This window comes from Rathayibacter sp. AY1H3, from assembly GCF_002932015.1.
Map to the genome: position 1 here is coordinate 13,245 of NZ_PSUU01000009.1, position 23,546 is coordinate 36,790.

The following is a 23,546-nucleotide window of genomic DNA, read 5'->3' on the forward strand; positions in this document are numbered from 1 at the left end:
CTCGGCGCTCGCGGTGCTCCCGTCCGGCGCGGGGCCGGCTCAGCGCTGCTCCGCCAGGAACGCCAGCACCGCGTCCTTGAAGCCCCGCGCGGGCACGGTGCTGGTGTGGTCGCGGCCGGGGACGCTCACGAACCGCGCCCCCGCCTCCGCCGCCAGCAGCTCACCGCCGGGAGCGATCGGATCCGCGCCGCCGGTCACGAGCAGCGTCGGCAGGCCGGGGTGCCGCCCGTGCTCCGGGTGCGCCCCGCCGCGGACGCCGTCGGCCACCGCCACCAGCGCTGCGAGGTCGTTGCCCTGCACGCCCTCCGCCATGCCGATGAAGGCGCGGGTGAAGCCGTCGTCGATCTCGCCGCCGGAGGCGACGCGGGCCCGGGCCGCCTCCGCGTCGAAGGAGCGGAGGGGCTCGCCCACCGTCAGCCCGCCGAGGCTCAGCGATGCGAGCCGCTCCGGGTGCTCGAGCCCCAGCACCCAGCTCATCCGGGCGCCGAGGGAGTACCCGAGCACGTGGGGCGCGTCGAGGTCGTAGGAGTCGAGCACCCGCACCAGGTCGGCCACCATGGCGTCCACGCTGTAGGAGTCGGAGTGGTGCGGCTTCTCGCTCGCGCCGTGCCCGCGCTGGTCGAGCGCGACGACGCGGTACCCGGCCCGGTGCAGCGTCCGCAGCCAGCCCGACGTCTCCCAGTTGAGCACGGCGTGGGAGGCGAAGCCGTGCACGGCGAGGACGGTCGGGGCGCTCTCCTCGCCGACGGAATAGGTGGCCAGCCGCACTCCGTCGTCGGCCACGACGTACACGGGCGGAGGGAAGGCGATCACTCCACCACCCTGCCCGCCGCCGCGACGTGGAGGGGGGCACCGCGCCGCGGACACGCCGGGCGGAGTCCCAGGAGCGGAGAGCCGCCGTGCCCGGTGTCCCCGGACGGTCAGCGCGGCGGACGGGTGGAGCGGGCGAAGGGCACGGCGATCCAGAGGCGCACGGTACGGCCCTGGCCGGACCGGACTCCGAGGACGACGCACAGCACGAGGTTGAGCACGGCCAGCGCGAGGATCGCCGAGATCGTCGCGAGCGGCCAGTCGGCGCCGAGCGAGTCGCGCACCGATACCAGCGCGAGGTGCAGCGGGACCAGCATCAGCTGGAGCGCGAGGTAGGTGAGCTGCCAGTTGACGGCGACCAGGCCGTTCCGGTCGCTGAGGGTGCCGATCCGCCGCCGCGACCCCCACACCATCACGGTCGCCGTGAGGGAGATCACGGGGGAGATCACCACGAAGCCGGCGAGCGCCGAGAGCCCGGCGAACCAGACGGCCCGGGCGCCCTTGCGGTCCCGGGTGCGGTGCCGCAGCTCGTCGTCGTCCATCGTCGCCGCCTCCTCGCGCCGGGACCAGTCTCGCACCCGCCCCCGCCTCGAGGCGGGGGATCGCCCCCGAGTTCCGGGGGTTCCCCGGATGGGGCGGGTCCGGGCTCGTCCGTAGCGTGGAGGCATCGCCGGAGCACACCGGCAGCACCGCCGGCCCGCCCGGCGGGACCGCATCCCGCCGGGCGACCGGCACCCGAGAAGGAGCACACCGTGACCACCGACGACCGCACCGCCCGCCTCTCCACCCCCGCCGACGAGCAGCCGACCGTGGACCTGGGCGCGACCGCCGTCCTCACCGAGGAGCGGCCGTCCGCCGGGGAGCGCCCCGCCGCCGAGGAGTCCGCCTCCTCGCAGCAGGCCCGCGCCCCCTACGGCACCCCCGCCGTCCCGCCCGCGGCGCTCGCCCCGGCGCCCTCGACCCCGTTCTCGCTCACCAGCCTGATCCTCGGCGTCACCTCCGTCTTCTTCGGACTGACCGTGATCGCTCCGGCCGCGGGCCTCGTCTTCGGCATCCTGGGCCTGCGGAGGGAGCCGACCGGCCGCACGCTCTCGATCTGGGGCATCGTGCTCAACTCCGTCATGCTCGGCCTCGTCCTGCTCTTCGCGATCGCCGTGCTCGTCGTGGTCGTGCTCGTGCCGCTCGCGGCCCTCGCGTCGGGCAGCGACTACCGCTGATCCGCCGCTTCCCGCGTCCCGCGCCTCCTGTCCGCTCCGGCGGCGGGAGGCGCGGTCGTTCCGCGCCCGCCGAGAGGACGCTCCGCGCCCGCGTCCGCCGCCGCCCCGTGCCCCGGCGATAGGCTGGCCGCGCAGTTCGCGAGCCCCCTGCACCCTCCGGGGCCGCACGACGACAGCAACGGAGCTGGACGTGACCCTCGCACCGAGCACCCTCCCCGACCGCGACCCGGAAGGCAGAGCCCTGGACGACACCGAGACCCCCGCCACGCGCACCGAGAGCGACTCCCTCGGCTCGATGGAGATCCCCGCCGAGGCCTACTGGGGCATCCACACGGCGCGGGCCCTCGACAACTTCCCGATCTCGAAGCGCCCCATCTCGATCTACCCCGATCTCGTCCGGTCCCTCGCGACGGTCAAGCTCGCGGCCGCCCGGGCCAACACCGAGCTCGGCACCCTCGCCCCCGCCAAGGCCGAGCTGATCGAGGCCGCGTGCCGCCGCATCATCGACGGCGAGTTCCACGACCAGTTCGTGGTCGGGGTGATCCAGGGCGGCGCCGGCACCTCGACGAACATGAACGCGAACGAGGTCGTCGCCAACGTCGCACTCGAGATCGGCGGCTTCGAGCGGGGCGACTACGCGCACCTGCACCCCCTCGACGACGTCAACCGCAGCCAGTCCACCAACGACGTCTACCCGACCGCGATCAAGATCGCGATGACCTGGTCGCTGCGCCGCCTGCTCGACGAGCTGGCGCTGCTGCGCGAGTCGTTCTCCCGCAAGGCGGTCGAGTTCGGCAGCGTCCTGAAGGTCGGCCGCACGCAGCTGCAGGACGCGGTGCCGATGACGCTCGGCCAGGAGTTCCACGGCTTCGCGACGACCCTCGGCGAGGACCACGCCCGTCTCTCCGAGACCATCTGGCTGCTCGCCGAGGTCAACATCGGAGCCACCGCGATCGGCACAGGCATCACCGCCGATCCGCGCTACGGCGCGGCTGCTGTCCGCCACCTCAACGAGATCACCGATCTCGACCTCGAGATGGCGCAGGACCTCGTCGAGGCGACGAGCGACACCGGCGTCTTCATGTCGTTCTCGAGCGCGCTCAAGCGCTCCGCGATCAAGCTGTCCAAGATCTGCAACGACCTGAGACTCCTCTCCTCGGGCCCCCAGGCCGGCTTCGGCGAGATCAACCTGCCTCCGCGCCAGGCGGGATCCAGCATCATGCCCGGCAAGGTGAACCCGGTCATCCCCGAGGTGGTCAACCAGGTCGCCTACTCGGTGGCCGGGGCCGATGTCACGGTCACGATGGCGGCCGAGGCGGGTCAGCTCCAGCTCAACGCCTTCGAGCCGGTGATCGCGCACTCGCTGCTGCAGAGCATCACCTGGATGACGCAGGCCTGCAGGACGCTCCGCGAGAACTGCATCGACGGCATCACCGCGAACGTCGACCGGCTCGAGGCCATGGTCGCCTCCTCGGTCGGGGTCGTGACGGCGCTCACGCCGAGCATCGGCTACACCGCGTCCGCCGCCCTCGCGAAGGCCGCCCTCGCGACCGGCCGCAACATCGCCGACCTGGTGGTCGAGGCGGGGCTGATGTCCCGCGAGGAGGTCATGCGGCTGATCTCGCCGGCGCGGCTCTCGGGCATCGAGGCGATGACCGCGGCGCTCCCGATCATCGACCCCGCGCCGGAGGCGTGACCGCGGCCGCGAGGCGCGCCCCGGCGTAGCTGCGCCAGGGCGCCCAGCGGCGTCCGGTCTCGGTCAGCGCGCGCTCGCCGGAGGGCAGGCCGAGCGCCGCCGCGCCCCGCCGGAGCACGGGATCCCCGGTGAGCAGGACGTCGGGATCTCCGGTCGCCCGCTGTGCCACCTCGGCCGCCGTGGCCGCGTCGATCCCGGGGACCGCCAGCAGCTGCTCGGCGAGCTCCTCCCGGTCGGCGTCGAGCCGCAGGGCTCCCTCGGCGAGCAGCGTGCAGGTCCGCACCAGCACGTCGGCGGATCCGCGGAGCACGTCGGCGGCGTGCTCGGCGATCACCGCGGGGGAGGGGAAGGCGCGTGCGATCGATCCGCTCGCCACGGACTCCGGGAGCGTCGCGCCGAGCGCTGTGACCAGCCGTGCGGCCTCCCGCCGGCCGAGCAGCGCGCGCACCAGCGTCTCGGCCGGGTCGACGGAGCCGGGCACGCGGACACCGGGGCGGGCGGCGACGCTCGGAGCAAGTGCGGGATCGGCCGCGAGGGCCTCGTCCACGGCGCGGGCGTCCGCGTCCAGGTCGAGCAGCCGCCTCACCCGGGCGACCAGCGGCCCGATGTCGGCGACGGAGACGAGCGTCGCGCTGCAGCGGACGCTCTCCCCGTCCGCCGCCAGCCGGATCAGCGCCGCGCCCCCGGGCAGGACGAGCGAGCGCGCGTAGCCGCCGGGGGACGCCTCCTCGATGCCCGGGAGCGCGGTGCCGCCGAGCACGTCGAGCACCCCGGGATCGAACGGAGCCCGCACTGCCAGCCGGAGCTCCAGCGTGGTCGCGCCGTCGTGGACGCTCGCCTCGGAGCGCGTGCCGCGGGCCGAGGCGCGCAGGGCCGTCGGGGTCCGCTCGTACACCTCCGCCAGGGTCGCGTTGAACTGCCGGATGCTCGTGAAGCCGGCGGCGAAGGCGACGTCGGACACGGGCAGGTCGGTGCTCGTGAGCAGGAGCCGGGCGGTCTGGGCGCGCTGGGCGCGAGCGAGCGCCAGCGGAGGCGCGCCCAGCTCCTCGCGCAGGATGCGGCCGAGGTGGCGCGCGCCGTAGCCGAGCCGTGCGGCCAGCCCCTCGACCCCCTCGCGGTCGACCACTCCGTCGGCGATCAAACGCATGGCGCGCGCCGCCGTGTCGTCGCGCAGGTTCCACTCGGGGGAGCCGGGGACGGCGTCCGGCAGGCAGCGCTTGCAGGCGCGGAGCCCCGCCTCGTGCGCGGCGGCGGCCGTCGGGTAGAAGCGCACGTTCGCGCGCCGCGGCGTGATGGCGGGGCAGCTCGGACGGCAGTAGATGCCGGTGGAGTGCACGCCGGTCAGGAACCGCCCGTCGAACCGGGAGTCGCGGGAGGCGACGGCGCGGTAGCGCTCCTCGAAGAGCGGATCGGAGTCGGGCACGCCTCGAGCCTCGCACGCGGCGACGTCGAGCAGGAGCGGGAATCGGACACGGGCGTCCGCACCCCGGCCCTCCTCCACGCGCCCGGCGCGTGTCAACCGCCGACAGCGCACCCCGCCCGTGCCCTACTGTCGGCCCCATGAGCGCCTATCCGCCGCCCGCACCGCCCGCCACCGCCCGCCCCTCCGTCGTGCCGACCGTGCTCGGCTCGATCGGCGTGGCGCTCCTCGGGATCCTGCTGCTGCTCGTGCTCGCCTACGTGGTTCTCGGACTCGGCGTCAGCGCCGCGGGGATCTGCGCGGTCATCGCCCTCGTCCCGCTGACCGTGGTCCTGCTGGGCGTCCGCTGGGTCGACCGGTGGGAGCCGGAGCCAGCGCTGGGCCTGTGGTTCGCGTTCCTCTGGGGCGCGGCCGGGTCCGTCGCGATCGCGCTCCTGGTCGACCTCGGCGTGCAGATCGCCGTCTACGCGTCCGGGCAGCAGCCGAGCGGATCCGACTTCGTCGGCGCCGTGATCCAGGCGCCGCTGGTCGAGGAGACGGCCAAGGGGATCGGCGTCCTCCTCGTCCTGCTGATCTGGCGCCGGACCTTCGACGGGCCCGTCGACGGCATCGTCTACGCGGCCGTCGTCGCCTCCGGGTTCGCCTTCGTCGAGAACATCCTCTACTTCGGCAGCGCGCTGGTGGAGGGCGGTCTCGGCTCGCTCGCCGTGACCTTCTTCCTCCGCGGGGTGCTCTCGCCCTTCGCGCACGTGCTCTTCACCGCCTGCACGGGCGCGGCCCTCGGCTTCGCCTCGAACCGGCCCGCCGTCGCGCGGCTGCCCATCGCCCTGCTCGGGCTGGCGCTCGCCGCGTTCCTGCACGCGCTCTGGAACGGCTCGTCGTTCCTGGTGTCCGACTGGTTCGGCTTCTACGGCGTGGTCCAGGTGCCGCTGTTCGCGGTCGCCGTGGTCGTGGTGGTGCTGCTGCGCCGGCAGGAGCGGCGCGTGACGCTCCAGCGGCTCGACGACTACGCCGTCGCCGGCTGGCTCTCGCCGGCCGAGGTGCGGATGATCGGCACCGCGGAGGGGCGCCGCACCGCCGCTCGCTGGGCCCGGACCGCGGGAGGGGACCGGCCGCGGGCGATGCGGGACTTCCTCCGCTCGGTGACGCGGCTCGCGCACCACCGGCAGCACCTCCTGCTCGGCCGCGGCGGACGCACCGGAGCGGTCGACGAGCAGGTCCTGCTCGACGAGCTCGTCGCCCGCCGGGCGGTGCTCACCCGCTGAGCCGGGGCCGCCCCCGCTCAGCCCCGGCGCGCTAGGCGGAGGCGCTGCGCACGCGGCGCTCGCCGGCCGTCACGGGCACGCCGAGCCGGTTCTGCGCGGGCGGCAGCGGGCAGTTGTAGTGGGGCGAGAAGCCGCACGGCGGGATGTACGCCCGGTTGAAGTCCAGGAGCACCGGAGCGGGGGTGCCCGCGTCGGCCGCGCCGCCGATCCGCTGCACGACGAGGAAGCGGCCGACGGGGTAGCTCGCGAGCTCCGGGTCGTCGCTGCGGTTGGTCGGATCGCCGAACGGGACGAGGAGCGTGCCGCCGTCGTCGAACGCCGCGACCGTGTACTCGCGGGCGCGCCCGTCGTCCACGAGCGAGAAGGTGATGTCGCCGGGCACGACGAGCTCGCGGGTGGCGCCGTTGTCGCGCAGGTGCTCGAACGGGACCGTGCGGTCCTCGGCGACCGGCTCGAACCACGCCTCGAGCACCCAGGCGGCGTCGAACGGGAAGGTCTCGATGGCGTCGAAGGACCGGATGCCGTCGGAGGCCGCGTCCCAGACGCGGTAGCCGTACTCGGGCTCGCCGGTGTCGAGGTTCTCGCGGCGCATCCGCGTCAGGGTCGCCGAGGGGCCGTAGCCGGCCAGCGCCTGCTCGTCGTCGACGCTCTCGCCGGGCTCGAGCCAGCGCGTCTCGACGAGGGCGAGATCGCCCCGGGGTCCGGTGACGCGCTCGACGCGTCGGGCGAGCCACGACTCCCAGCCGGCGCGTGCCGACTCCGTGAGGTCGATCGAGGCGCGGGAGGGGGCGGTGACGCTGCTGCTCGGAGTGGCCATGGGGCGTGCAACGCGGGGCCGTCCGGTTCTCTTCCCGGTCGATGACCGGACGGAGGACGGACACCCGCGAGAAAGAGCCCGACGCCCTGCGGCAGCGGCAGGGCCGGCTGCTCGGACGGGGCGTCGAGCTCTTCGTGAGAGAGAGGATGCTCCTCCGCGGCGCCGAGCGCAAGAGGCATCCGGATCCCGCTGTCGGCACGGCCCGCTTCGGATCGCTCGGTAGACTGGACCGCCTGTTTTCCCGCGGCCCCCGGAGCGCATCCCGCGCCTCCCGGCCCGCGGCGGCGGACCCTCGGAAGGCGGACGATGACGGACGGCAGCACTGTGCAGGCCACCGAGCTCTCTCGGGAGCGCGACTACGTGGCGGCGCTCTACGCCCGCCTCGACGAGCTGATCGCCCAGGCCCGCGAGGCTCTGGACACGGTCCGCATCGAGAGCGTCGGCGGCAACCACCAGAGCCGCTCCGAGCGCGACGCCTACGCGCGGCTCTACGAGGACCGCATCCGCTCGCTCACCGGCGCCGACGACCGGCTCGCCTTCGGCCGGCTGACGCTCGCGGACGCCGACGCCGAGCACCGCTACATCGGCCGGATCGGCCTGCGCGACGAGGAGCAGGACACGCTGCTGCTCGACTGGCGCGCCCCGCAGTCGGCCGCGTTCTACCAGGCCACCGCCGCCCGGCCGATGGGGACGCGCGCCCGGCGCCACCTCACCACTCGGGGCCGCGAGGTCCTGCGCTTCGAGGACGAGGTCTTCGACGAGGAGCTGCTGCGCGAGGGCACCGTGCTGCAGGGCGAGGGCGCGCTCATGGCGGCCCTCGGTGCGCAGCGCACCGGCCGGATGCACGACATCGTCGCGACCATCCAGAGCGAGCAGGACCGCATCATCCGGTCCGAGCTGCGCGGCGTGCTCGTCGTGCAGGGCGGGCCGGGCACCGGCAAGACCGCGGTCGCCCTGCACCGGGCCGCCTACCTCCTCTACTCCTACCGCGACCGCATCGCCTCCTCCGGCGTGCTCGTGGTCGGCCCCTCACGCTCCTTCCTCCGCTACATCGAGGCGGTGCTGCCCTCGCTCGGCGAGACGGGTGTCGTCCTCTCGACGCTCGGCCAGCTCTACCCGGGCCTCGACCTCGTCGAGGAGGACGTGCCCGCGGTCGCCCGCGTGAAGGGCTCGGCGCGGATGGCGGAGCTGCTCAAGCGCGCGGTCCGCTCCCGCCAGACCGTCCCGGCCGAGACCCAGGTGCTCGACGTCAACGGCGAGAAGCTCCGTCTGGAGCCGCAGGACGTGGAGCGCGCGATCACCCGCGCGCGCGACACCCGCAAGCCGCACAACGAGGCGCGCGTCTCCTTCGTCAAGACGCTGCTCTCGCAGCTCACCCGCCAGCTCGCCGATCAGCTGCGGAGCCACGGCAGCACGGTCGACGAGGCCGACGAGGCGGTGCTGCGCGAGGACGTGCGGACCGCCCACGACGTCCGCGTCGCTCTCAACACCGCGTGGATCCCGCTGACCCCCGAGAAGCTGCTGCAGGACCTCTACGCCCGTCCGAACTGGTTCGCGACCCTCACGCCGCGCTGGACCGCCGCGCAGCGCTCCCTCCTCCGCCGAGACCGCGACGCTCCGTTCACGGTCTCCGACGTACCGCTGCTCGACGAGGCCGCGGAGCTGCTCGGCGCCTACGACGACCACGCCGACGCCTCGAAGAAGGCCGAGAAGGAGCAGCGCAAGCGCGACGTCGAGAACGCGGAGGCCGCCATCCGCAACATGGGCGTCGACGGCCTCGTCAACGCCAAGGACCTCGCGGCCGGCTTCGCCGAGCGCTCGGTGCTCGGGACCACCGCCGAGCGGGCCGCGGCCGACCGCACCTGGACCTACGGGCACGTCGTGGTCGACGAGGCGCAGGAGCTCTCGCCGATGCAGTGGCGGGTGCTGCTGCGCCGCTGCCCGATGCGCTCGTTCACGATCGTGGGCGACGTCGCGCAGGCGTCCGGCGCCTCCGCCGCCTCGAGCTGGGACGCCGCGCTCCGCGACACCTTCGGCCGCCAGGGCCGGGGAGTGGAGGCGGCGCCGTGGCGCCTGGAGGAGCTGACGGTCAACTACCGCACGCCCGCGCAGATCGTCGCCTTCGCCGAGCGGACGGCGCGCGAGAACGGGCTGGAGATCACGCCGGGGGAGGCCGTGCGCTCCACCGAGTGGCCGGTGCGGACGATCCGCGATCGCGGCGACGCGAGCCTCTCGGAGCGCGTGCTGGCGGCCGTCGTCGAGGACCGGGCGATCGAGGCGGAGGGGACGCTCGCGGTCATCGCGCCCGACGACGACCTCGCCGCGATCGCCGAGCGCCTCGAGGAGCGGTTCGGCCGGGAGGTGGGCCGTGGAGCGACCGGGCTCGACCGCGCGATCGCCGTGCTGTCGACGAACGACGCCAAGGGGCTCGAGTTCGACTCCGTGATCATCGCCCGCCCTCGCCTCATCGCGCAGACCGGCGAGCGCGGCGCCGCATCGCTCTACGTCGCGATGACCCGGCCGACGCAGCGCCTCACGCTCGTGGAGTGAGTGCTCGCAGCCCGCTCCCAGACTCCGCTCCCGAGCGCCGTAGGATCGAGGCATGAGCAGCGAGAACCTGACCAAGCCCGAGGTCGACGCCCCTGAGGGCCCGGCCCCCGACACCCTCGTCGTCGAGGACATCGTCGTCGGCGACGGCGCCGAGGCGCAGCCCGGCTCGACCGTCGAGGTTCACTACCTCGGCGTCGAGTACGACACCGGCGAGGAGTTCGACTCCTCCTGGAGCCGCGACCAGTCGATCAACTTCCCCCTCAACAACCTCATCCGCGCCTGGCAGCAGGGCATCCCGGGGATGAAGGTCGGCGGCCGCCGCAAGCTGATCTGCCCGCCCGCGCTGGCGTACGGCCCGGCCGGCGGAGGGCACCCGCTCTCCGGCAAGACCCTGATCTTCGTGATCGACCTGCTCGGCACCAAGTAGCTCCGAGCACACGACGAAGGCGCAGCTCCTAGCGGGGCTGCGCCTTCTTCACGCGGTCGACCAGCTCGCGCCAGGCTCCGTCGAGCTCGGTCTCGCCGAGGCGGACGTGGTGCGTCTGCACGCGGATCTCGTAGACGAAGCGGTCGGCCCGGCCGGGGGACTCGCCGTCGGCGGCGTCCCAGGGGAGCGAGCCGAGCAGGTCGCGCCAGGCGCGCTCGTCGGGCTGCTGCTCGACGTCGACCCGCCACACCCGGCGGAGGCCGGCGACTCCGCCGCTGCGCGACACGATGACGTCCATGCGCGCGATGCTACCCGCCTCCGTCCTCGAGCGGACCGGCTCAGGCGGACAGCGTCACGCCGACCGTCGTCCAGCCGGTGCGCACGGCGGCCTCGACCTCGGAGCCGGATCCGTAGCGCTCGGCGGCGGCCCGCACGGTGAGCGCCGCGAACGCCTCGAAGTCGGCCGTCGCGGTGAGGACGCCCCCGGTCAGCACGTCGTACCAGACCTGCCCAGCGCGCTCCCACGCCTTCCCGCCGAGGGTCGTCGCCGCCACGGCGAACGCGCGGTTGGGGATCCCCGAGTTGATGTGCACTCCGCCGTTGTCGTCGTCGGTCTCGACGTAGTCGGCCATCGAGCCCGGCTGCGGGTCGGAGCCGAGGACGTCGTCGTCGTAGGCGGTGCCGGGGGCGATCATCGACCGCAGGGCCGTGCCCTGCACCTCGTCGGTGAAGAGCCCCTCGCCGATCAGCCAGCTCGCCTCGTCGGCGCTCTGGCCGGCGCCGTACTGCTCCAGCAGGGCTCCGAACACGTCCGAGACCGACTCGTTGAGCGCTCCGGACTGGCCGCGGTAGACGAGGTTCGCCGTGTACTCGGTGATGCCGTGGGCGAGCTCGTGGCCGATCACGCTCTGCGAGACGGTGAAGCGGCGGAACACCTGGCCGTCCCCGTCGCCGAAGACCATCCGCGAGCCGTCCCAGAAGGCGTTGTCGTAGTCGTCGCCGAAGTGCACGGTCGCGTCGAGCGGCAGCCAGGCGTCGTCGATCGAGTCGCGGCCGTACGCACCCTGCAGGAAGGCCGACATCGCGCCGAGGCCGTCGTACGCCTCGTCGACGGCCGCATCCCCCGTGGCCGCCTCGCCCTCGCGGCGGACGACCGTGCCGGGCAGCGTCTCCTCGGTCCGCGCGTCCGCGATGGTGCGCTGGAGGGACTGCACGCGGGTGCGCGGCGAGGACGTCGCGGCGGCGGTCGGCGCCCCGCGGTCGGGCGCGGGCTCTCCGGGCCGGACGCGCCGGAACGGCACGTCCTGCTCGAGCGAGCGGCTCGCGGCCCGCGCGGCCCGGGCGAAGGCCGGATCGTCGAGGCGGGCGATGCGGACGAGGAGGTACGGCGGCACGACGGTTCGTCTCATGCCCCGATCCTGGCACCGACGTCCGACACGGTCCCGGGCTCGCCCGGCGGGCCCGCATGCGGTAGCGCCGAGCGGTAGCGTGAGCGCGACGAGCGGTTTCCAGCGATCCGGGGCCAGGCCCCGAGGACGACGAGGGCGGACATGGGCATCATCACGCGGGGCTTCTTCGGCAAGAGGGAGGCGGACCCGGACCTCCCGCCGGGCCAGCACCTCGAGAACGGCTTCCCCGTCCTCTCGATCGGGCCCACCCCGAACATCCACGAGTGGGCCTTCTCCATCGACGGCGGACCCGCGGGCGTGCGCCGCTGGAACCGGGAGGAGTTCGACGCGCTCCCGCACGAGGACGTGCACACCGACATCCACTGCGTGACCCGGTGGTCGAAGCTCGGCACCAGCTGGCGCGGCGTCTCGGTCGACACTCTGCTGGAGGGCCTGGAGACGGACGCCGGCTTCGTCATGGCGCAGAGCTTCGGCGGCTACACGACGAACCTCCCGCTCGCCGAGATCCGAGGCGGGAGGGCCTGGGTCGTCACCGAGTTCGAGGGGAAGCCCCTCGCGGCCGAGCACGGCGGCCCCGCCCGGCTCCTGGTGCCGCACCTCTACTTCTGGAAGAGCGCGAAGTGGGTGCGGACGCTCCGCCTGATGCCCGGCGACGAGCCCGGCTTCTGGGAGCAGAACGGCTACCACATGCACGGGGACCCCTGGAAAGAGGAGCGCTACTGGTGATGTGGACGGAGGCGGTGGCCGAGTCGGTCGCGCCGCTCACGCCCACGTCGCGCCTCCTGGTGCTCCGCGTGCCCGGGTGGCCGGGCCACCTGGCGGGGCAGCACCTCGACGTGCGCCTCACCGCGCCCGACGGCTACCAGGCGAGCCGCTCCTACTCGATCGGCGCCCCGGCCGACGGGGAGCGGGTCGAGCTCGCGGTCGAGCGGCTGGACGACGGGGAGGTCTCCCCGTACCTGGTCGACGGCCTCGAAGCGGGCGACCGGCTCGAGATCCGCGGTCCGATCGGCGGCTGGTTCGTCTGGCGTCCGGAGCAGGCGGAGCCGGTGCAGCTGATCGCGGGCGGGAGCGGCGTGGTGCCGCTGATGGCGATGGCGCGCGAGCACGCCCGGTCCGGGAACGCGGCGCGGATGCAGCTGCTCTACTCGGTCCGCTCGCCCGTCTTCGCCTACTACCGCGAGGAGCTGGCGGCGCTCGCCGAGCGGCCGGCCGCGACGGGCGGAGTCGCGGTGGACCACGTCTTCACCCGGGTGGCGCCGGCGGGAGCGGCGCGTCCGGCCGGCCGCGTCACTCCGGAGCTGCTCGCCGAGGCGGCTCTGCCGGCCCCGCTCGAGCCGACCGTCTACGTGTGCGGCCCGTCCTCGTTCGTCGAGGCCGTCGCCACCGCCCTGGTCGAGCAGGGCCACGCGCCCGAGCGCGTCCGCACCGAGCGCTTCGGCGGCGCCTGACGCCTGTCCCCCCGAGGCGCCGCGCCCCGGCGGCGCCTCGGGGGGAGGGATCACTCGAAGGAGACGGTGCGGTTCTCGCCGATGTCGGGCTGTCCGCCGGTGACGGCGGCCTTGAGGACCTTGAACAGCACGACCGGACGGGGCTCGTCGGTCGCCCACAGCTCGACGGTCTCGGCCTCGACGCGGATCAGCGCGACGGTCGGGTCGTCCTTGCCGTCGGGGAACCAGCCGGCGACGGCCGGGGACCACAGCTCGTCCACCTTCGCCGGGTCGTGCACGACAGTCGCCGAGCCGGCCACCGACAGGTAGCCCTTCTTCGACTCGAACGCGACGTTGACGCTCGGGTTCGCGCGGATGTCGTCGACCTTGGGCGACGGGTCCTGCGTGAAGAACCACAGTTCGCCGTCAAAGTCGATGTCCTGGGCCTTGAGCGGACGGCTGACGAGCTGCCCGGTGGCGTTGACGGTGGTGAGGAGCCCGATCCCGGCGCTCTTCACCATCTCGGTGATCTGCTCGCGGTCGTCGGAGTCGGCGGGAGTGATGTCGGTGTCGGTCATGGTGCCGACGCTACGCGGACCGCGCGCCGCCGCAAGGGGTGGCGACGCCTCACCGCGCGTGTCTAGCGTCGAGGCATGGACACCGAATCGACGTACACCGCCATCCTCGACAGCGGAGCGGAGCAGGAGAGCATCCGCCTCGAGATGATCGACGGCTCCCCGCAGCGCTCCTTCACCCGCCTGGCCGACATCGACGGCGAGGAGGTCGAGGTGGTCTGGGAGCTGGAGCCCGACGACGACGGCTTCCACGTCTACCGCCCGGTGCGGGTCGAGGGCCGCGACGACGACAGCGGACTGGTCTCGGACGACCGGCTGACCGACGGCGGCGGCGCCGACGCGGCCTCCGGCGACTGATCCCCGGCGCGCCCGTCCGCCGGCCTGAGCCGAGCGGGCGGGCGCGCTGTCCCATCCGGCTCGAGGGAGACGCCCCTCCGCTCAGGCCGTCGGGTGCAGGGCGTCGTACCCACGGAACCCCGGTCGGAGTCGCAGCACCGCGGCGAGGATCGCGATGATCGCGAGCCCGCCCGCGAGCGGCGGCAGCCAGAGCAGCGCGAGCGAGGCGAGCAGTCCCGTGTAGAGGTCGCCGACCCGCGGGCCGCCCGTCACCACGACGATGAACACGCCCTGGAGCCGACCCCGCATGTTGTCGGGGACCGCGGTCTGCAGCATCGTCTGCCGGAAGATCGAGCTGACGTTGTCGGAGGCGCCCGCGCCGGCCAGGGCGACCGCCGCCAGCGCGATGAGCACCGCGTTCGGCGCCGACGCGTCGTGCTGCACGAGTGCGGCACCGAGCAGGACCGCGCCGAACGCGACCACGAACGCTCCGTACACCTGGATCGAGCGGCCGATCGCGAGGCCCTGCCGGCGGACCCCGGTCAGCCGGCCGGAGAAGACGCCGCTGATCAGCGCCCCGATCGCGAAAGCGGCGGTGAGCGCGCCCACCGTCACCGCGCCTCCGCCGAGCAGCACCGCGGCGGCCGCCGGGAAGACCACGCGCGGCTGTCCGAAGGTCATGGCCACGATGTCGACCAGGAAGGACATCCGGATGTTCGGGGCGCCCTTCAGGAAGCCCAGGCCGTAGCGGAGGGACTCCAGCCCCGGCCGCTGCCGCTCGCCCTCGGGCACGAGCGCCGGCAGCCCCGCGATGCCGAGGAACGCGGCGAGGAACAGCACGACGTCGATCGTGTACGTGATCGCGAAGCCGGAGGAGGCGACCAGCACGCCGGCGAGGGCGGGCCCCACGGTCACCTCGACTCCGCTCGCGATGCCGCCCAGCGCGGCGGCGGCGGGGACCAGCTCGGTGCGGAGCAGCCGCGGAGCCAGCGTCATCCGGGTGGTCACGATCACCGTCGTCGCCACCGCGTTCACGGCGGTGAGCGCGTAGAGGGAGAGCGGGGTCTCGGCGCCGAGCCAGGCGAGGGCCGCGATCCCCGCGGTCGAGCCCCAGGCCACGACCGCGGCGAGCAGGAGCACCAGGCGGCGGTCGAACGCGTCGGCGAGCATCCCGCCGTAGAGGCCGGCGATCACGGTCGGGACCAGCGCCACCACGCCGACCAGCGCGACCGCGAGGGTCGATCCGGTGAGCTCGTAGATGTGCAGGCCGACCGCGACGATCGTCATCTGGCCGCCGATGCCCGAGATCACGTTGCCGGCCCAGAGCCGGGCGAAAGCCGGGGACTCGCGGAGGGGGGAGACGTCGAGGACGTGGCTGCGCCGGGGGGCGCGGGGGGTCTGGCTCACTCGCTCCATTCTGCTGACTCCGCCGCCCCGGCGGGCCGCGTCGCGCCGATCCGGGGGCTCAGGGGTCATCCCCTAGGGTGAGAGGCATGAGCACGTCATCCGACGGCGCGCCCGGGCGTCAGGGTCCTCCTGCCCCGCGAGCAGCCGGAGCCGCCCCCTCGCGACGCTCGATCCGCACCGCCGCCGAGGCGGGCGCGCGTCGCGCGGCGGCCGCCACGGGCGGTCGGCGCAGCTCCACGGGCGGCGTCCGCGCCGGAGCCGCTCGGACCGGTGCCACGGCCTCGGGAGCTCGCGGGTTCCTCCGCCGCTACGGAGCCGGGATCGTCTCGGTCCTCCTGGCCGTCCTCGCGGTCCCGCTGTCGTTCTTCGTCTGGTACGCCCTGATCTCGCTCGGCGCCTACCCGGGCGACCAGGCCGTCAGCGACCTGCTGGTCGGCGTGCTCTACACCGCGCTCGTGCACGCGGTCCTGCTCGCCGGGATCCTGCTCGCCGTCTCCACCCTCCGCGCCCGGCGTCGCGAGAAGCGTCCGCCGATCGCCGGCTGGATCGGCGTGGTCCTCAACGTCCTCGTGCTCGTCTACTGGCAGCTGCTGGTCTCGCCGTGGCTCGTCGTACTCTGGAACCGGGCCACCGGCTCCTGATACCGCCCTCCCTCTGGTAGAGTCGTCCGGTTGCCGTTCGACGGCCGCGGATCAAGAGAGCCCACGCATCAGGCGCCGGGCACCGCGCAACGAGAGAGAGGGGATCCCATATATGGCACTCGAAGCAGATGTCAAGAAGGCGATCATCGAAGAGTACGCGACCCACCCCGGTGACACCGGATCCCCCGAGGTGCAGGTGGCCGTCCTGACCAAGCGGATCAAGGACCTCACCGAGCACCTCAAGGAGCACAAGCACGACCACCACTCGCGTCGTGGTCTGCTGCTGCTCGTGGGTCAGCGTCGTCGACTCCTCGGCTACCTGTCGGATGTGGACATCAACCGCTACCGCTCGCTGATCGAGCGTCTCGGTCTGCGCCGCTAGCTCCTCCCGGAGCAGGGCGCGGTCTCGATGACACCGCGAACTTCTTGCCGAACGGGCCGTCCTCCTCGCGGAGGGCGGCCCGTTCGCGTTCCCGGGCGGACGAGGCGCGCGGCGCCGGTCAGGGCAGGGGAGCGGGGCGGTCGACCCCGCCCCACGAGTAGCCGCTCGAGGCCGAGAACCAGTCGGCCGCGGCCCGCTGGAGCGCCGTGTCCTCCTCGGGGCGGCCGGGAGCCTCCACGGCGTCGACGAGCCCGGGCAGGGCGATCCGCCAGGCCGCCGCGCTGCGCTGGGCGCGGCCCCAGTCGCGCGCGCACACCGGGTCCTCGGCCGCCGCGGCGAGAGCCCGCGGCGAGGTCACCCGCCAGCCGGTGTCCGACTCCGCGACCACGACCGCGCAGGTGAGCGCGGCGCCGCGGATGATGCTGTCGGGACCGGCGGAGGGGCCGATCGCCTGATCCTGAGCCGCGACCACCGCGGTGAGCGCGAGCTGCAGCCGGGTCGAGGGCTCGTCGGGCCGCGGTCGGATCCTCCCGTCGCCGGCCGAGACCGAGGCCGCCGATCCGGGTGCGAGGAGCAGCCCGGAGGAGGACTGCGACGCGTGCAGGCTCAGCAGACCCGTCACTCCGTCCGTCCCGCTCGTCACGCCCCGCACCGAGGAGTCGCCGAGACTCCAGACGACGGGGGTGCGGTTGTGGATCGTGAGGCGCCGGTGGTCCTCGTCGAGGCAGGCCACGAGGTGGCCGGCCGGCACGCCCGCTCCGCCTTCGAAGGCGGACGAGGCGGCCAGCAGCTCCCGCGCGTCGTCGCACTGGGCGGGGGCGTCGGAGGCGGCGGCGGACTGGTCGGCGACCGGCGCCCGGGGGGCGAGGGAGCCCTGCACGCCCGCGACCGCCGCCGTGGTGAGCGCCGCGGCGGCGAGGAGGAGGACCACGCCGCGCCTGCCCATCCTCCGCACCTCCTGGTCGGAGGCTAGCCCGGCGCGGGCGCTCGGGCCAGCGCTGCGAGGGGCTCGCGAAGTGTCCGGCAGAAATTCTTTCGAAGAATCTCAGACCGGGTGCATCCGAGGAGGCGCCTCGGCCGGAAGTAGTGGTGAAGGCCCTTCTCGACCACCCCCCGACCCCACGCGGGTCCCATCGTGAAAGAGGAACACCGTGACCACCTCCCGCTTCTCCCGCAGCCTGCTCGCCGGTGCCTGCATCGGAACCCTGGCCGTCGTCGGCATCGCCGCCACGCCCGCCGCCGCCGCCGACGCCGACTCGGCCGACCTCTCGGTCCTGCACGCCGTCCCCGACACCCCGGTCGACGTCTACGTCGACGGCAAGCTGACGCTCGACGACTTCACCCCCGGCTCGCTCGCCGGCCCGCTCGACCTCCCCACCGGCACCTACAAGGTCGCCATCACGGCCTCCACCGCCGCGGACGCCAGCGCCCCCGTGATCGGCCCGATCGACATCAGCCTCGAGGCGGGGAAGAGCTACACCGTCGCGGCGCACCTCAAGCCGGACAACACCCCCACCGCGACCCTCTTCACCAATGACATCTCGAAGACCGCCGCGGGCGAGGGCCGGCTCACGGTCCGCCACATCGCCGCCGCTCCGGCCGTGGACATCCTCGCCGGAGGGTCGCCCGTCCTGACGAACGTGACGAACCCGAACGAGGGCGTGCTGAACCTCGCCCCGGCCACTATCTCGACCGTGGTCGCCGCGACCGGGACCACCGCGCCGGTCATCGGCCCGGCCGACGTGCAGGTCCAGGAGGGCGTGAACACGATCGTCTACGCCTGGGGCAGCCTGGAGAAGGGCAACCTCGCTCTCGCGACGCAGACCATCGATGGACTGCACTCCTCGCCGTCGGGCGTCCCCGCCGGTGAGGCCGGCCTCGCGGCGGACAACCGCCCCGACGCCGCCGCGGGCTGGTGGGGCGGAGCACTGCTCGCCGCCCTCGCCGCTGCCGGCGCTGTGCTGATCGGCCGCCGCACCGCCGCCTCGCGTCGCTGACCCGAGGATCCGACCGCCGGGTCGGCCGTGCTGGAGCGCGGCCGTCCCGGCACCCCCGACCACGACCCAGGAGGACGCCATGAGCCGGAGCCCCTTCCCTCTGCGCGTCCTCGCCGTGGTCGGGCTGATCGTGGCCGGTGCCGGTCTCGCCGGATGCGCGGCGCAGGAGTCCCGGGTGGAGCCCGCTCCCGCCGCCGTCTCCTCGGCGCCCCAGCAGCCGGTGCCGGCCACGGTCCCCTCCTCGCCCGCGGCGACCCTGCCGGAAGCGGTGCCGTCCGTCCCGGTGGCGGATGCTCGGCTCGGCGCGACCCCCGCCCCCACCGCGCTCGCTCCCGAGCGGCTCGTCGTCGACGGGCTCCCCGTCGACATGGCCGTCGAGCCGGTCGGAGTCGCGGACGACGGCACGATGGAGCTCGTGCCCGACACGCAGGTCGCCGGCTGGTACCGCTTCGGCGCCGGCCTCGACGAGCCGGAGGGCACGGTCGTGATCGCCGCGCACGTCGACTCCCTCGCCTACGGCCTCGGGCCGTTCGTCGAGCTGAAGAAGGCGGTCCCGGGCCAGACCGTGACCCTCACCGGCGCGGACGGCGCGGAGCGCGCGTACACCGTCTCGACGGTGGAGACCACGGAGAAGACCACGGTCGACCTCTCGGCCGTGTTCGCCGCCGACGGACCGCCGCGGCTGGTCCTGATCACCTGCGGCGGCGACTTCGACTACGACACCCGCCACTACCTCAGCAACGTGGTGGTCACGGCCGTCCCGGCCGGCTGACCCGCCCGCCCGAGCCTCAGCGACGTACGATGAGCCTCGCAGCGCCGCACGCCCCCGGGCAGCAGCGCTCCCCGCAGCCCTGGAGGGACCCCCTGATCGAGACCATCGAGCCCGCCGACGGCGCCGAGGCCGACAGCGCTCTCGTGGCCCGGCTCGGCCGCCGCTTCGCCGCAGGGGAGGAGGCGGCGCTCGCCGAGGCGTACTCGCGCTGGTCGCCGCTGGTCTTCACGCTGGCGCTGCGCTCGCTCGGCGACCGCGGCGACGCGGAGGACGTGGTGCAGCGCGTGTTCGTCTCGGCCTGGACCTCGCGCTCGGGCTTCGACCCCGGACGGGCGGCTCTCGGAGCCTGGCTGGTCGGGATCTCCCGGAGGAGGATCGCGGACGCGCACGAGGCGCGGGCGCGCGAGCGGAGGCTCACCGAGGCCCTCGTCGCCGTCACGCCGGTCGAGGAGGGGGAGGCCCCCGTCGACATCGAGGCGCGGATCCTGATCGCCGACGAGCTGGCCCGCCTGGATCCCGTCCCCCGGCGGGTGATCGGCCTCGCCTTCTACGAGGACCTCACCCACACCGAGATCGCCGAGCGCACCGGCCTGCCGCTCGGTACCGTCAAGAGCCACATCCGCCGCAGCCTCGACCGGCTCCGCTCCCGCCTGGAGGTGAGCAGCACATGACCCACCTCGATCCCGACGAGCTCGCCCTGCTCGCCCTCGGCGAGCACTCGAGCGACGCCGAGCAGGCCCACCTGCGCGACTGCCCCGACTGCGCCCGGCAGCTGGTCGAGCTCGGCCACGCCGCGGGCCTGGGCCGTGAGAGCCGTGCTGTCGAGCTGGAGGCGCCGCCCGCGATCGTCTGGGACCGCATCCGCGAGGAGCTCGCCCTCGGCGACCTCGGGCCCGGCGCCCTGCCGTCGTCGGCCGCTGCCGTGCCGCCTCCGCTCGCCCTTCCCCCGGGACGGCACCGTCCCGCCCGCCGCCGCCGGCCCCGCGCTCTGAGCGCCGTGCTGGCCGCTCTCGGCGCGCTCGTCATCGGGGTCGCGGGCGGAGCCTGGTGGCAGGCCTCGCGGAGCGACGACACCGCCGCCGTCGTGGCGCGCGCTGATCTCGCCGCTCTCCCCGACTGGCAGGGAGCGAGCGGAACCGCCGAGCTGGAGGACGCCGACGGCACCCGCCGCCTGCACGTGCACCTCGATGCGCAGAGCGCGGACGACTCGTACCGGGAGGTCTGGCTCCTCGCCGCCGACGCCTCCGGGCTGGTCGGGCTCGGCGTGCTCGACGGGACCGACGGCGTCTTCGCCGTGCCCGACGACGTCGACCTCGCCGAGTACCCGCTCGTGGACGTCTCCCAGGAGCCGTTCGACGACGACCCGGAGCACTCCGGGGACTCGATCGTCCGCGGCCCCCTGCGCGAGGGCTGAGGCCTAGGCCGACCGCTCCGCCAGCACGGCCGTGAGCGCCTGCACCGCGGCGGAGGGGCGCGGCGCCGTGCAGACCGAGAGCTCCCAGACCAGCCCCGGCCAGTCGAGCGCGAGGGCCGTGACGCCCTCCAGCGGCTCGACGCCCGCGCGCGGCACGATCGCCGGCCCCAGCCCCGCCTGCACGAAGCGGGGGATCCCCGGCAGATCGGCGACCTCGGTGGCCACCCGGCGCGACGCCCCGGCTTCGCGGAAGGCGAGGTCGACGGCGACCCTGTTGCCGAAGCCGGCGGGCGTGTCCACGAAGGTGAGCCCGTCGAGGTCCTGCGGGGAGGGCGGTCCCGCCGCGGCGAGCGGATGCGCGCTCTCCACCAGCAGGACGTAGTCGCTGCGCACCAGCCGCGTCACCGCCAGGCCCCGCAGCTGCGTCGCCGGCAGTGCCAGCAGAGCGGCGTCGAGCAGGCCGCGGCGCAGGTCCTCGGCGAGACCGGTGGAGCCGGTGGTCGAGGTGCGCAGGAGCAGGTCCACCAGCGGGTGCCGAGTGCGGAAGACGCCGAGCGCGCCGGGCAGGTCGACGAGGTCGAGGGCGGAGAAGGTGCCCACCCGCACCCGCCCGCGGAGCCCCGCCGCGTCGTCGGCCGCGAGCGAGCGCATCCGGTCGAGGCTGTCGATCGCCGATCGGGCCGAGGGCAGGAGCGCCTCGCCGACCGCGGTGAGCGCCACCCGCCGGGTCGAGCGGGCGAACAGCGGCGAGCCGAGCTCCTGCTCGAGCGAGCGGATGCTCGCCGAGAGGGTCGACTGCACGACGAACAGGCGCGCGGCCGCCCGGGTGAAGCTGAGCTCCTCGGCGACGGCGACGAAGGCGGCGAGCTGGCGGTCGTCCATGCGCCCATTATCCAACAGGGACGATCAATTCATCCGAGATCCTCCGTTGGACACGGATGATGGGGCGGAGCACTGTGGACACTGTGACCACCACCGAGCGCTCCCTCCCGTCCGTCCATCGCCGCGAGCTCCCGCACCGTCACGGCTTCTGGGTGATCGCCGTCGCCTTCCTCACGGTGATGGCGTTCTCGACCGTGCCGACACCGCTCTACGCGATCTACCAGCAGCGCGACGGGTTCCCGGCCTTCGTCGTCACCGTGGTCTTCGCCGCGTACGCGGTCGGAGTCGTGGCGAGCCTCTTCCTCGCCGGGCACGTCAGCGACTGGCTCGGCCGACGCCGGATCCTGCTCGCGTCGATCCTCGTCGAGGTCCTGGCGGCCGCCGTGTTCCTGCTCTGGCCGGACGTGCCCGGGCTGATCCTCGCCCGCCTGCTGACCGGGCTCGGCGTCGGCGCGCTCACCGCGACGGCCACCGCCCACCTCTCGGAGCTGCGCGCCGTCGCCCGCCCGGAGGAGGGCCCCGGCACCTCCCGCGCCGTCTCCGCCCTCGTGAACATGGGCGGGCTGGCGCTCGGCCCGCTCGTCGGCGGGGTGTTCGCCGTGACGGTGCGCGAGCCTCTGGTCGTCCCGTACGCCGTGTTCCTCGTCCTCCTGGTCGTCCTCGGGATCGGTGTCGCGCTCGTCCCCGAGACGGTCGAGCGGCGCGAGGTCCTCCCGGCCTACCGTCCGCAGCGCCTGGCCGTGCCGGCCGCCTCCCGCGGCGTCTTCCTCTCGGCCGCGGTCGGCGCGTTCGCCGGGTTCGCCGTATTCGGCCTCTTCACCTCGCTGGCGCCGACCTTCCTCGCCGGGCGCTTCGGCGAGACCTCCCACCTCGAGGCGGGCGCGGTCTCCTTCGGGGTCTTCGCCGCCGGAGCCGTCGCGCAGCTGGTCTCGATCCGGCTGTCCTCGCGGACGGCGCTCCGCCTCGCGGCCGTGGCGCTGACGGCCGGGCTGCTGCTGGTCGCGACCGGCGCCGTGATCGTCTCGGTGTCCGCCTTCATCATCGGCGGGGTGCTCGCGGGAGCGGGCGTGGGCCTGCTCTTCCGCCTGGCGCTCGGAGTCGCCGGCTCGCTCGCCACCGACGAGACCCGCGGCGAGGTGCTCGCGGCCGTGTTCCTCGCCGCCTACCTCGGCCTCGCGGTGCCGGTCCTGGCGATCGGTGCCGCGCTCGCGCTCCTGCCGGCCGTCCCGGTCCTGCTCGGCTTCGTCGTCGTCGTGCTCGTCCTGGTGCTCGCGGCGATCGCCCGGATGCGGCGCACCGCCTGACGCGAGCGGGGGGAGGGGCCGCGAGCTGGACAATGGAGGCATGAAGCTCTTCCCGTTCGGACGCGGCGACGCGAACCCCCTCCCCTCCGACGACCGCGGCTCGGGCAAGCTCGACGACTACGACTACGAGCTGCGCCCGAAGTCGCGGCGCGGCGACACCCTCCTCCGCCTCGCCGACTCCCGGCCTCACCAGGACGAGATCGCGCGGGTGCTCGCCCTCGGCGAGGACGAGGTCACGGCCGTGATCCCGCGCCGCACCGCGGAGGAGGAGCGCGTGGACGCTCCGATGCCGGTCCGCCTGTTCGCGGCCCAGCGCCCCTCGGGGCTCGTCGGCCAGGTGCCGCGCGGTCTCGAGAACGTGGTCGAGGCCGCCCTCGCCCGGCTCTCGGAGGCGGGGAGGTCGCCCCGCGTGCCGGCCCGCATCGTGACGGTGAGGGGCGGGCTGCGCGTAGAGCTGCTGATGCACGAGACGCGGGGCTGACGGGCGGAGGGCCCGCCGGGTCGGCGCGGTCCATGGAGGAACCGCACCGCGGCTGATAGCATGAACCGGTTCCGAATCCGAAAGCGACCGCCGGTCGACCCAGGATTCGAGCCACGGAGCAGGCCGGCAGGAAGCTGGTCCTCGGTGGTGGAGTCCCGGACGGCGGCAGCGTGCGACAGAGCACGGGCCGCCGCGGCACGAGTCGCAGGCGGCACGTCCCGCTCGCGGCACAGGTCGCGACAGCCCGGAGCTCTTCTACTGGTGGCCAGCACGAACGCCCTCCACACGACGGCACGGCGCGAAGCCCTGCCGTG

26 protein-coding genes are annotated in these 23,546 nt (G+C 74.3%); 16 read left to right on the forward strand and 10 right to left on the reverse strand.

The features are described 5' to 3' along the window. Nucleotides 1-39: 39 nt before the first annotated feature. Both C5C33_RS05330 and C5C33_RS05335 read right to left on the reverse strand, forming a co-directional pair. A complete protein-coding gene (locus C5C33_RS05330; RefSeq protein WP_181027173.1) occupies nt 40-813 on the reverse strand; it encodes an alpha/beta fold hydrolase in 774 nt (257 codons plus the stop codon). Between the two features lie 107 nt (nt 814-920). Then, nucleotides 921-1,388: a DUF4870 domain-containing protein gene (locus tag C5C33_RS05335; RefSeq protein WP_181027172.1), complete on the reverse strand. Its 468-nt coding sequence runs from the start codon at nt 1,386-1,388 to the stop codon at nt 921-923. 174 nt (nt 1,389-1,562) lie between these two features. Here C5C33_RS05335 and C5C33_RS05340 point away from each other — a divergent pair, with 174 nt between their 5' ends. Further along, the gene (locus C5C33_RS05340; RefSeq protein ID WP_104226275.1) at nt 1,563-2,027 is read left to right on the forward strand and encodes a DUF4190 domain-containing protein; all 465 of its coding nucleotides are present in this window, start codon (nt 1,563-1,565) and stop codon (nt 2,025-2,027) included. Between the two features lie 241 nt (nt 2,028-2,268). Beyond that, entirely contained in the window at nt 2,269-3,723 is a 1,455-nt protein-coding gene (locus C5C33_RS05345) for an aspartate ammonia-lyase (protein ID WP_258064082.1), read from the forward strand. Here C5C33_RS05345 and C5C33_RS05350 read toward each other — a convergent pair. Further along, a complete protein-coding gene (locus tag C5C33_RS05350) occupies nt 3,698-5,146 on the reverse strand; it encodes a DNA-3-methyladenine glycosylase 2 family protein (protein WP_181136195.1) in 1,449 nt (482 codons plus the stop codon). The genes C5C33_RS05345 and C5C33_RS05350 overlap by 26 nt on opposite strands. A gap of 137 nt (nt 5,147-5,283) precedes the next feature. Between C5C33_RS05350 and C5C33_RS05355 the strand changes: the two genes are divergently transcribed. Further along, on the forward strand, nt 5,284-6,408 hold the full coding sequence (locus tag C5C33_RS05355) for a PrsW family intramembrane metalloprotease (protein ID WP_104260612.1): 1,125 nt from the start codon (nt 5,284-5,286) through the stop codon (nt 6,406-6,408). Between the two features lie 31 nt (nt 6,409-6,439). Here the strand turns inward: C5C33_RS05355 and C5C33_RS05360 are convergent, their stop codons facing one another. Continuing rightward, on the reverse strand, nt 6,440-7,225 hold the full coding sequence (locus C5C33_RS05360) for a DUF1684 domain-containing protein (protein ID WP_104247431.1): 786 nt from the start codon (nt 7,223-7,225) through the stop codon (nt 6,440-6,442). Nucleotides 7,226-7,531: 306 nt separating this feature from the next. Here C5C33_RS05360 and C5C33_RS05365 point away from each other — a divergent pair, with 306 nt between their 5' ends. Both C5C33_RS05365 and C5C33_RS05370 read left to right on the forward strand, forming a co-directional pair. Continuing rightward, nucleotides 7,532-9,775, forward strand: coding sequence for a UvrD-helicase domain-containing protein (locus tag C5C33_RS05365; RefSeq protein WP_104233245.1), 2,244 nt, complete (start codon nt 7,532-7,534; stop codon nt 9,773-9,775). 52 nt (nt 9,776-9,827) lie between these two features. Further along, complete coding sequence (locus tag C5C33_RS05370) at nt 9,828-10,202, forward strand: FKBP-type peptidyl-prolyl cis-trans isomerase (RefSeq protein ID WP_104226280.1); 375 nt, start codon at nt 9,828-9,830, stop codon at nt 10,200-10,202. Nucleotides 10,203-10,230: 28 nt separating this feature from the next. On the opposite strand, the gene C5C33_RS05375 is transcribed toward C5C33_RS05370, so the two are convergent. Together C5C33_RS05375 and C5C33_RS05380 are read right to left on the reverse strand one after the other, a co-directional pair. Beyond that, the gene (locus C5C33_RS05375) at nt 10,231-10,500 is read right to left on the reverse strand and encodes a protealysin inhibitor emfourin (RefSeq protein ID WP_104233246.1); all 270 of its coding nucleotides are present in this window, start codon (nt 10,498-10,500) and stop codon (nt 10,231-10,233) included. A 40-nt stretch (nt 10,501-10,540) separates the two neighbouring features. Continuing rightward, a complete protein-coding gene (locus C5C33_RS05380; protein ID WP_104260613.1) occupies nt 10,541-11,611 on the reverse strand; it encodes a M4 family metallopeptidase in 1,071 nt (356 codons plus the stop codon). 141 nt (nt 11,612-11,752) lie between these two features. On the opposite strand from C5C33_RS05380, the gene C5C33_RS05385 reads away from it, so the two are divergent. Further along, the gene (locus C5C33_RS05385; RefSeq protein ID WP_104224820.1) at nt 11,753-12,337 is read left to right on the forward strand and encodes a molybdopterin-dependent oxidoreductase; all 585 of its coding nucleotides are present in this window, start codon (nt 11,753-11,755) and stop codon (nt 12,335-12,337) included. After that, nucleotides 12,337-13,062 (forward strand): ferredoxin reductase, encoded by a 726-nt coding sequence (locus tag C5C33_RS05390; protein ID WP_104260614.1) that lies wholly within the window; start codon nt 12,337-12,339, stop codon nt 13,060-13,062. Before C5C33_RS05385 ends, C5C33_RS05390 begins: the two co-directional genes overlap by 1 nt. A 50-nt stretch (nt 13,063-13,112) precedes the next feature. Here C5C33_RS05390 and C5C33_RS05395 read toward each other — a convergent pair whose 3' ends face one another. Beyond that, on the reverse strand, nt 13,113-13,619 hold the full coding sequence (locus C5C33_RS05395) for a pyridoxamine 5'-phosphate oxidase family protein (RefSeq protein ID WP_104224818.1): 507 nt from the start codon (nt 13,617-13,619) through the stop codon (nt 13,113-13,115). 75 nt (nt 13,620-13,694) lie between these two features. Between C5C33_RS05395 and C5C33_RS05400 the strand changes: the two genes are divergently transcribed. Continuing rightward, a complete protein-coding gene (locus C5C33_RS05400) occupies nt 13,695-13,973 on the forward strand; it encodes a hypothetical protein (protein ID WP_104224817.1) in 279 nt (92 codons plus the stop codon). A gap of 81 nt (nt 13,974-14,054) precedes the next feature. Here the strand turns inward: C5C33_RS05400 and C5C33_RS05405 are convergent, their stop codons facing one another. Continuing rightward, a complete protein-coding gene (locus C5C33_RS05405) occupies nt 14,055-15,359 on the reverse strand; it encodes an MFS transporter (RefSeq protein WP_258067608.1) in 1,305 nt (434 codons plus the stop codon). Between the two features lie 86 nt (nt 15,360-15,445). On the opposite strand from C5C33_RS05405, the gene C5C33_RS05410 reads away from it, so the two are divergent. Continuing rightward, entirely contained in the window at nt 15,446-16,000 is a 555-nt protein-coding gene (locus C5C33_RS05410; protein ID WP_104224815.1) for a hypothetical protein, read from the forward strand. A 112-nt stretch (nt 16,001-16,112) separates the two neighbouring features. Beyond that, a complete protein-coding gene (gene rpsO / locus C5C33_RS05415; RefSeq protein ID WP_068252328.1) occupies nt 16,113-16,382 on the forward strand; it encodes a 30S ribosomal protein S15 in 270 nt (89 codons plus the stop codon). A 118-nt stretch (nt 16,383-16,500) separates the two neighbouring features. On the opposite strand, the gene C5C33_RS05420 is transcribed toward rpsO, so the two are convergent. Continuing rightward, complete coding sequence (locus C5C33_RS05420) at nt 16,501-17,328, reverse strand: hypothetical protein (protein ID WP_104260616.1); 828 nt, start codon at nt 17,326-17,328, stop codon at nt 16,501-16,503. A gap of 205 nt (nt 17,329-17,533) precedes the next feature. Between C5C33_RS05420 and C5C33_RS05425 the strand changes: the two genes are divergently transcribed. The 4 genes from C5C33_RS05425 to C5C33_RS05440 all read left to right on the forward strand — a co-directional run bounded on the left by C5C33_RS05425 (nt 17,534) and on the right by C5C33_RS05440 (nt 20,565). After that, on the forward strand, nt 17,534-18,379 hold the full coding sequence (locus tag C5C33_RS05425; protein ID WP_104224813.1) for a DUF4397 domain-containing protein: 846 nt from the start codon (nt 17,534-17,536) through the stop codon (nt 18,377-18,379). Nucleotides 18,380-18,458: 79 nt separating this feature from the next. Then, the gene (locus C5C33_RS05430) at nt 18,459-19,151 is read left to right on the forward strand and encodes a class F sortase (protein WP_104260617.1); all 693 of its coding nucleotides are present in this window, start codon (nt 18,459-18,461) and stop codon (nt 19,149-19,151) included. Nucleotides 19,152-19,180: 29 nt separating this feature from the next. Continuing rightward, nucleotides 19,181-19,822, forward strand: a complete 642-nt coding sequence (locus C5C33_RS05435) for an RNA polymerase sigma factor (RefSeq protein ID WP_104260618.1) — start codon at nt 19,181-19,183, stop codon at nt 19,820-19,822. After that, on the forward strand, nt 19,819-20,565 hold the full coding sequence (locus C5C33_RS05440) for an anti-sigma factor (protein WP_104260619.1): 747 nt from the start codon (nt 19,819-19,821) through the stop codon (nt 20,563-20,565). The genes C5C33_RS05435 and C5C33_RS05440 overlap by 4 nt, the downstream gene beginning before the upstream one ends. Before the next feature lie 3 nt (nt 20,566-20,568). Here C5C33_RS05440 and C5C33_RS05445 read toward each other — a convergent pair whose 3' ends face one another. Continuing rightward, nucleotides 20,569-21,447: a LysR family transcriptional regulator gene (locus C5C33_RS05445; RefSeq protein WP_104233255.1), complete on the reverse strand. Its 879-nt coding sequence runs from the start codon at nt 21,445-21,447 to the stop codon at nt 20,569-20,571. An 83-nt stretch (nt 21,448-21,530) separates the two neighbouring features. Between C5C33_RS05445 and C5C33_RS05450 the strand changes: the two genes are divergently transcribed. After that, entirely contained in the window at nt 21,531-22,751 is a 1,221-nt protein-coding gene (locus tag C5C33_RS05450) for an MFS transporter (RefSeq protein WP_258069186.1), read from the forward strand. Between the two features lie 40 nt (nt 22,752-22,791). Further along, the gene (locus tag C5C33_RS05455; RefSeq protein WP_104226292.1) at nt 22,792-23,232 is read left to right on the forward strand and encodes a hypothetical protein; all 441 of its coding nucleotides are present in this window, start codon (nt 22,792-22,794) and stop codon (nt 23,230-23,232) included. Nucleotides 23,233-23,546: the final 314 nt, after the last annotated feature.

Excerpts from the sequence above, each read along its gene's own strand:
- C5C33_RS05370 (WP_104226280.1), top strand. The coding sequence starts at position 9,828 with ATGAGCAGCGAGAACCTGACCAAGCCCGAGGTCGACGCCCCTGAGGGC.
- C5C33_RS05375 (WP_104233246.1), bottom strand. The coding sequence starts at position 10,500 with ATGGACGTCATCGTGTCGCGCAGCGGCGGAGTCGCCGGCCTCCGCCGG.
- C5C33_RS05440 (WP_104260619.1), top strand. The coding sequence starts at position 19,819 with ATGACCCACCTCGATCCCGACGAGCTCGCCCTGCTCGCCCTCGGCGAG.
- C5C33_RS05380 (WP_104260613.1), bottom strand. The coding sequence starts at position 11,611 with ATGAGACGAACCGTCGTGCCGCCGTACCTCCTCGTCCGCATCGCCCGC.
- C5C33_RS05435 (WP_104260618.1), top strand. The coding sequence starts at position 19,181 with ATGAGCCTCGCAGCGCCGCACGCCCCCGGGCAGCAGCGCTCCCCGCAG.
- C5C33_RS05445 (WP_104233255.1), bottom strand. The coding sequence starts at position 21,447 with ATGGACGACCGCCAGCTCGCCGCCTTCGTCGCCGTCGCCGAGGAGCTC.
- C5C33_RS05360 (WP_104247431.1), bottom strand. The coding sequence starts at position 7,225 with ATGGCCACTCCGAGCAGCAGCGTCACCGCCCCCTCCCGCGCCTCGATC.
- C5C33_RS05410 (WP_104224815.1), top strand. The coding sequence starts at position 15,446 with ATGAGCACGTCATCCGACGGCGCGCCCGGGCGTCAGGGTCCTCCTGCC.
- C5C33_RS05365 (WP_104233245.1), top strand. The coding sequence starts at position 7,532 with ATGACGGACGGCAGCACTGTGCAGGCCACCGAGCTCTCTCGGGAGCGC.
- C5C33_RS05430 (WP_104260617.1), top strand. The coding sequence starts at position 18,459 with ATGAGCCGGAGCCCCTTCCCTCTGCGCGTCCTCGCCGTGGTCGGGCTG.
- C5C33_RS05355 (WP_104260612.1), top strand. The coding sequence starts at position 5,284 with ATGAGCGCCTATCCGCCGCCCGCACCGCCCGCCACCGCCCGCCCCTCC.
- C5C33_RS05420 (WP_104260616.1), bottom strand. The coding sequence starts at position 17,328 with ATGGGCAGGCGCGGCGTGGTCCTCCTCCTCGCCGCCGCGGCGCTCACC.
- C5C33_RS05455 (WP_104226292.1), top strand. The coding sequence starts at position 22,792 with ATGAAGCTCTTCCCGTTCGGACGCGGCGACGCGAACCCCCTCCCCTCC.
- C5C33_RS05390 (WP_104260614.1), top strand. The coding sequence starts at position 12,337 with ATGTGGACGGAGGCGGTGGCCGAGTCGGTCGCGCCGCTCACGCCCACG.
- C5C33_RS05385 (WP_104224820.1), top strand. The coding sequence starts at position 11,753 with ATGGGCATCATCACGCGGGGCTTCTTCGGCAAGAGGGAGGCGGACCCG.
- C5C33_RS05395 (WP_104224818.1), bottom strand. The coding sequence starts at position 13,619 with ATGACCGACACCGACATCACTCCCGCCGACTCCGACGACCGCGAGCAG.
- rpsO (WP_068252328.1), top strand. The coding sequence starts at position 16,113 with ATGGCACTCGAAGCAGATGTCAAGAAGGCGATCATCGAAGAGTACGCG.
- C5C33_RS05400 (WP_104224817.1), top strand. The coding sequence starts at position 13,695 with ATGGACACCGAATCGACGTACACCGCCATCCTCGACAGCGGAGCGGAG.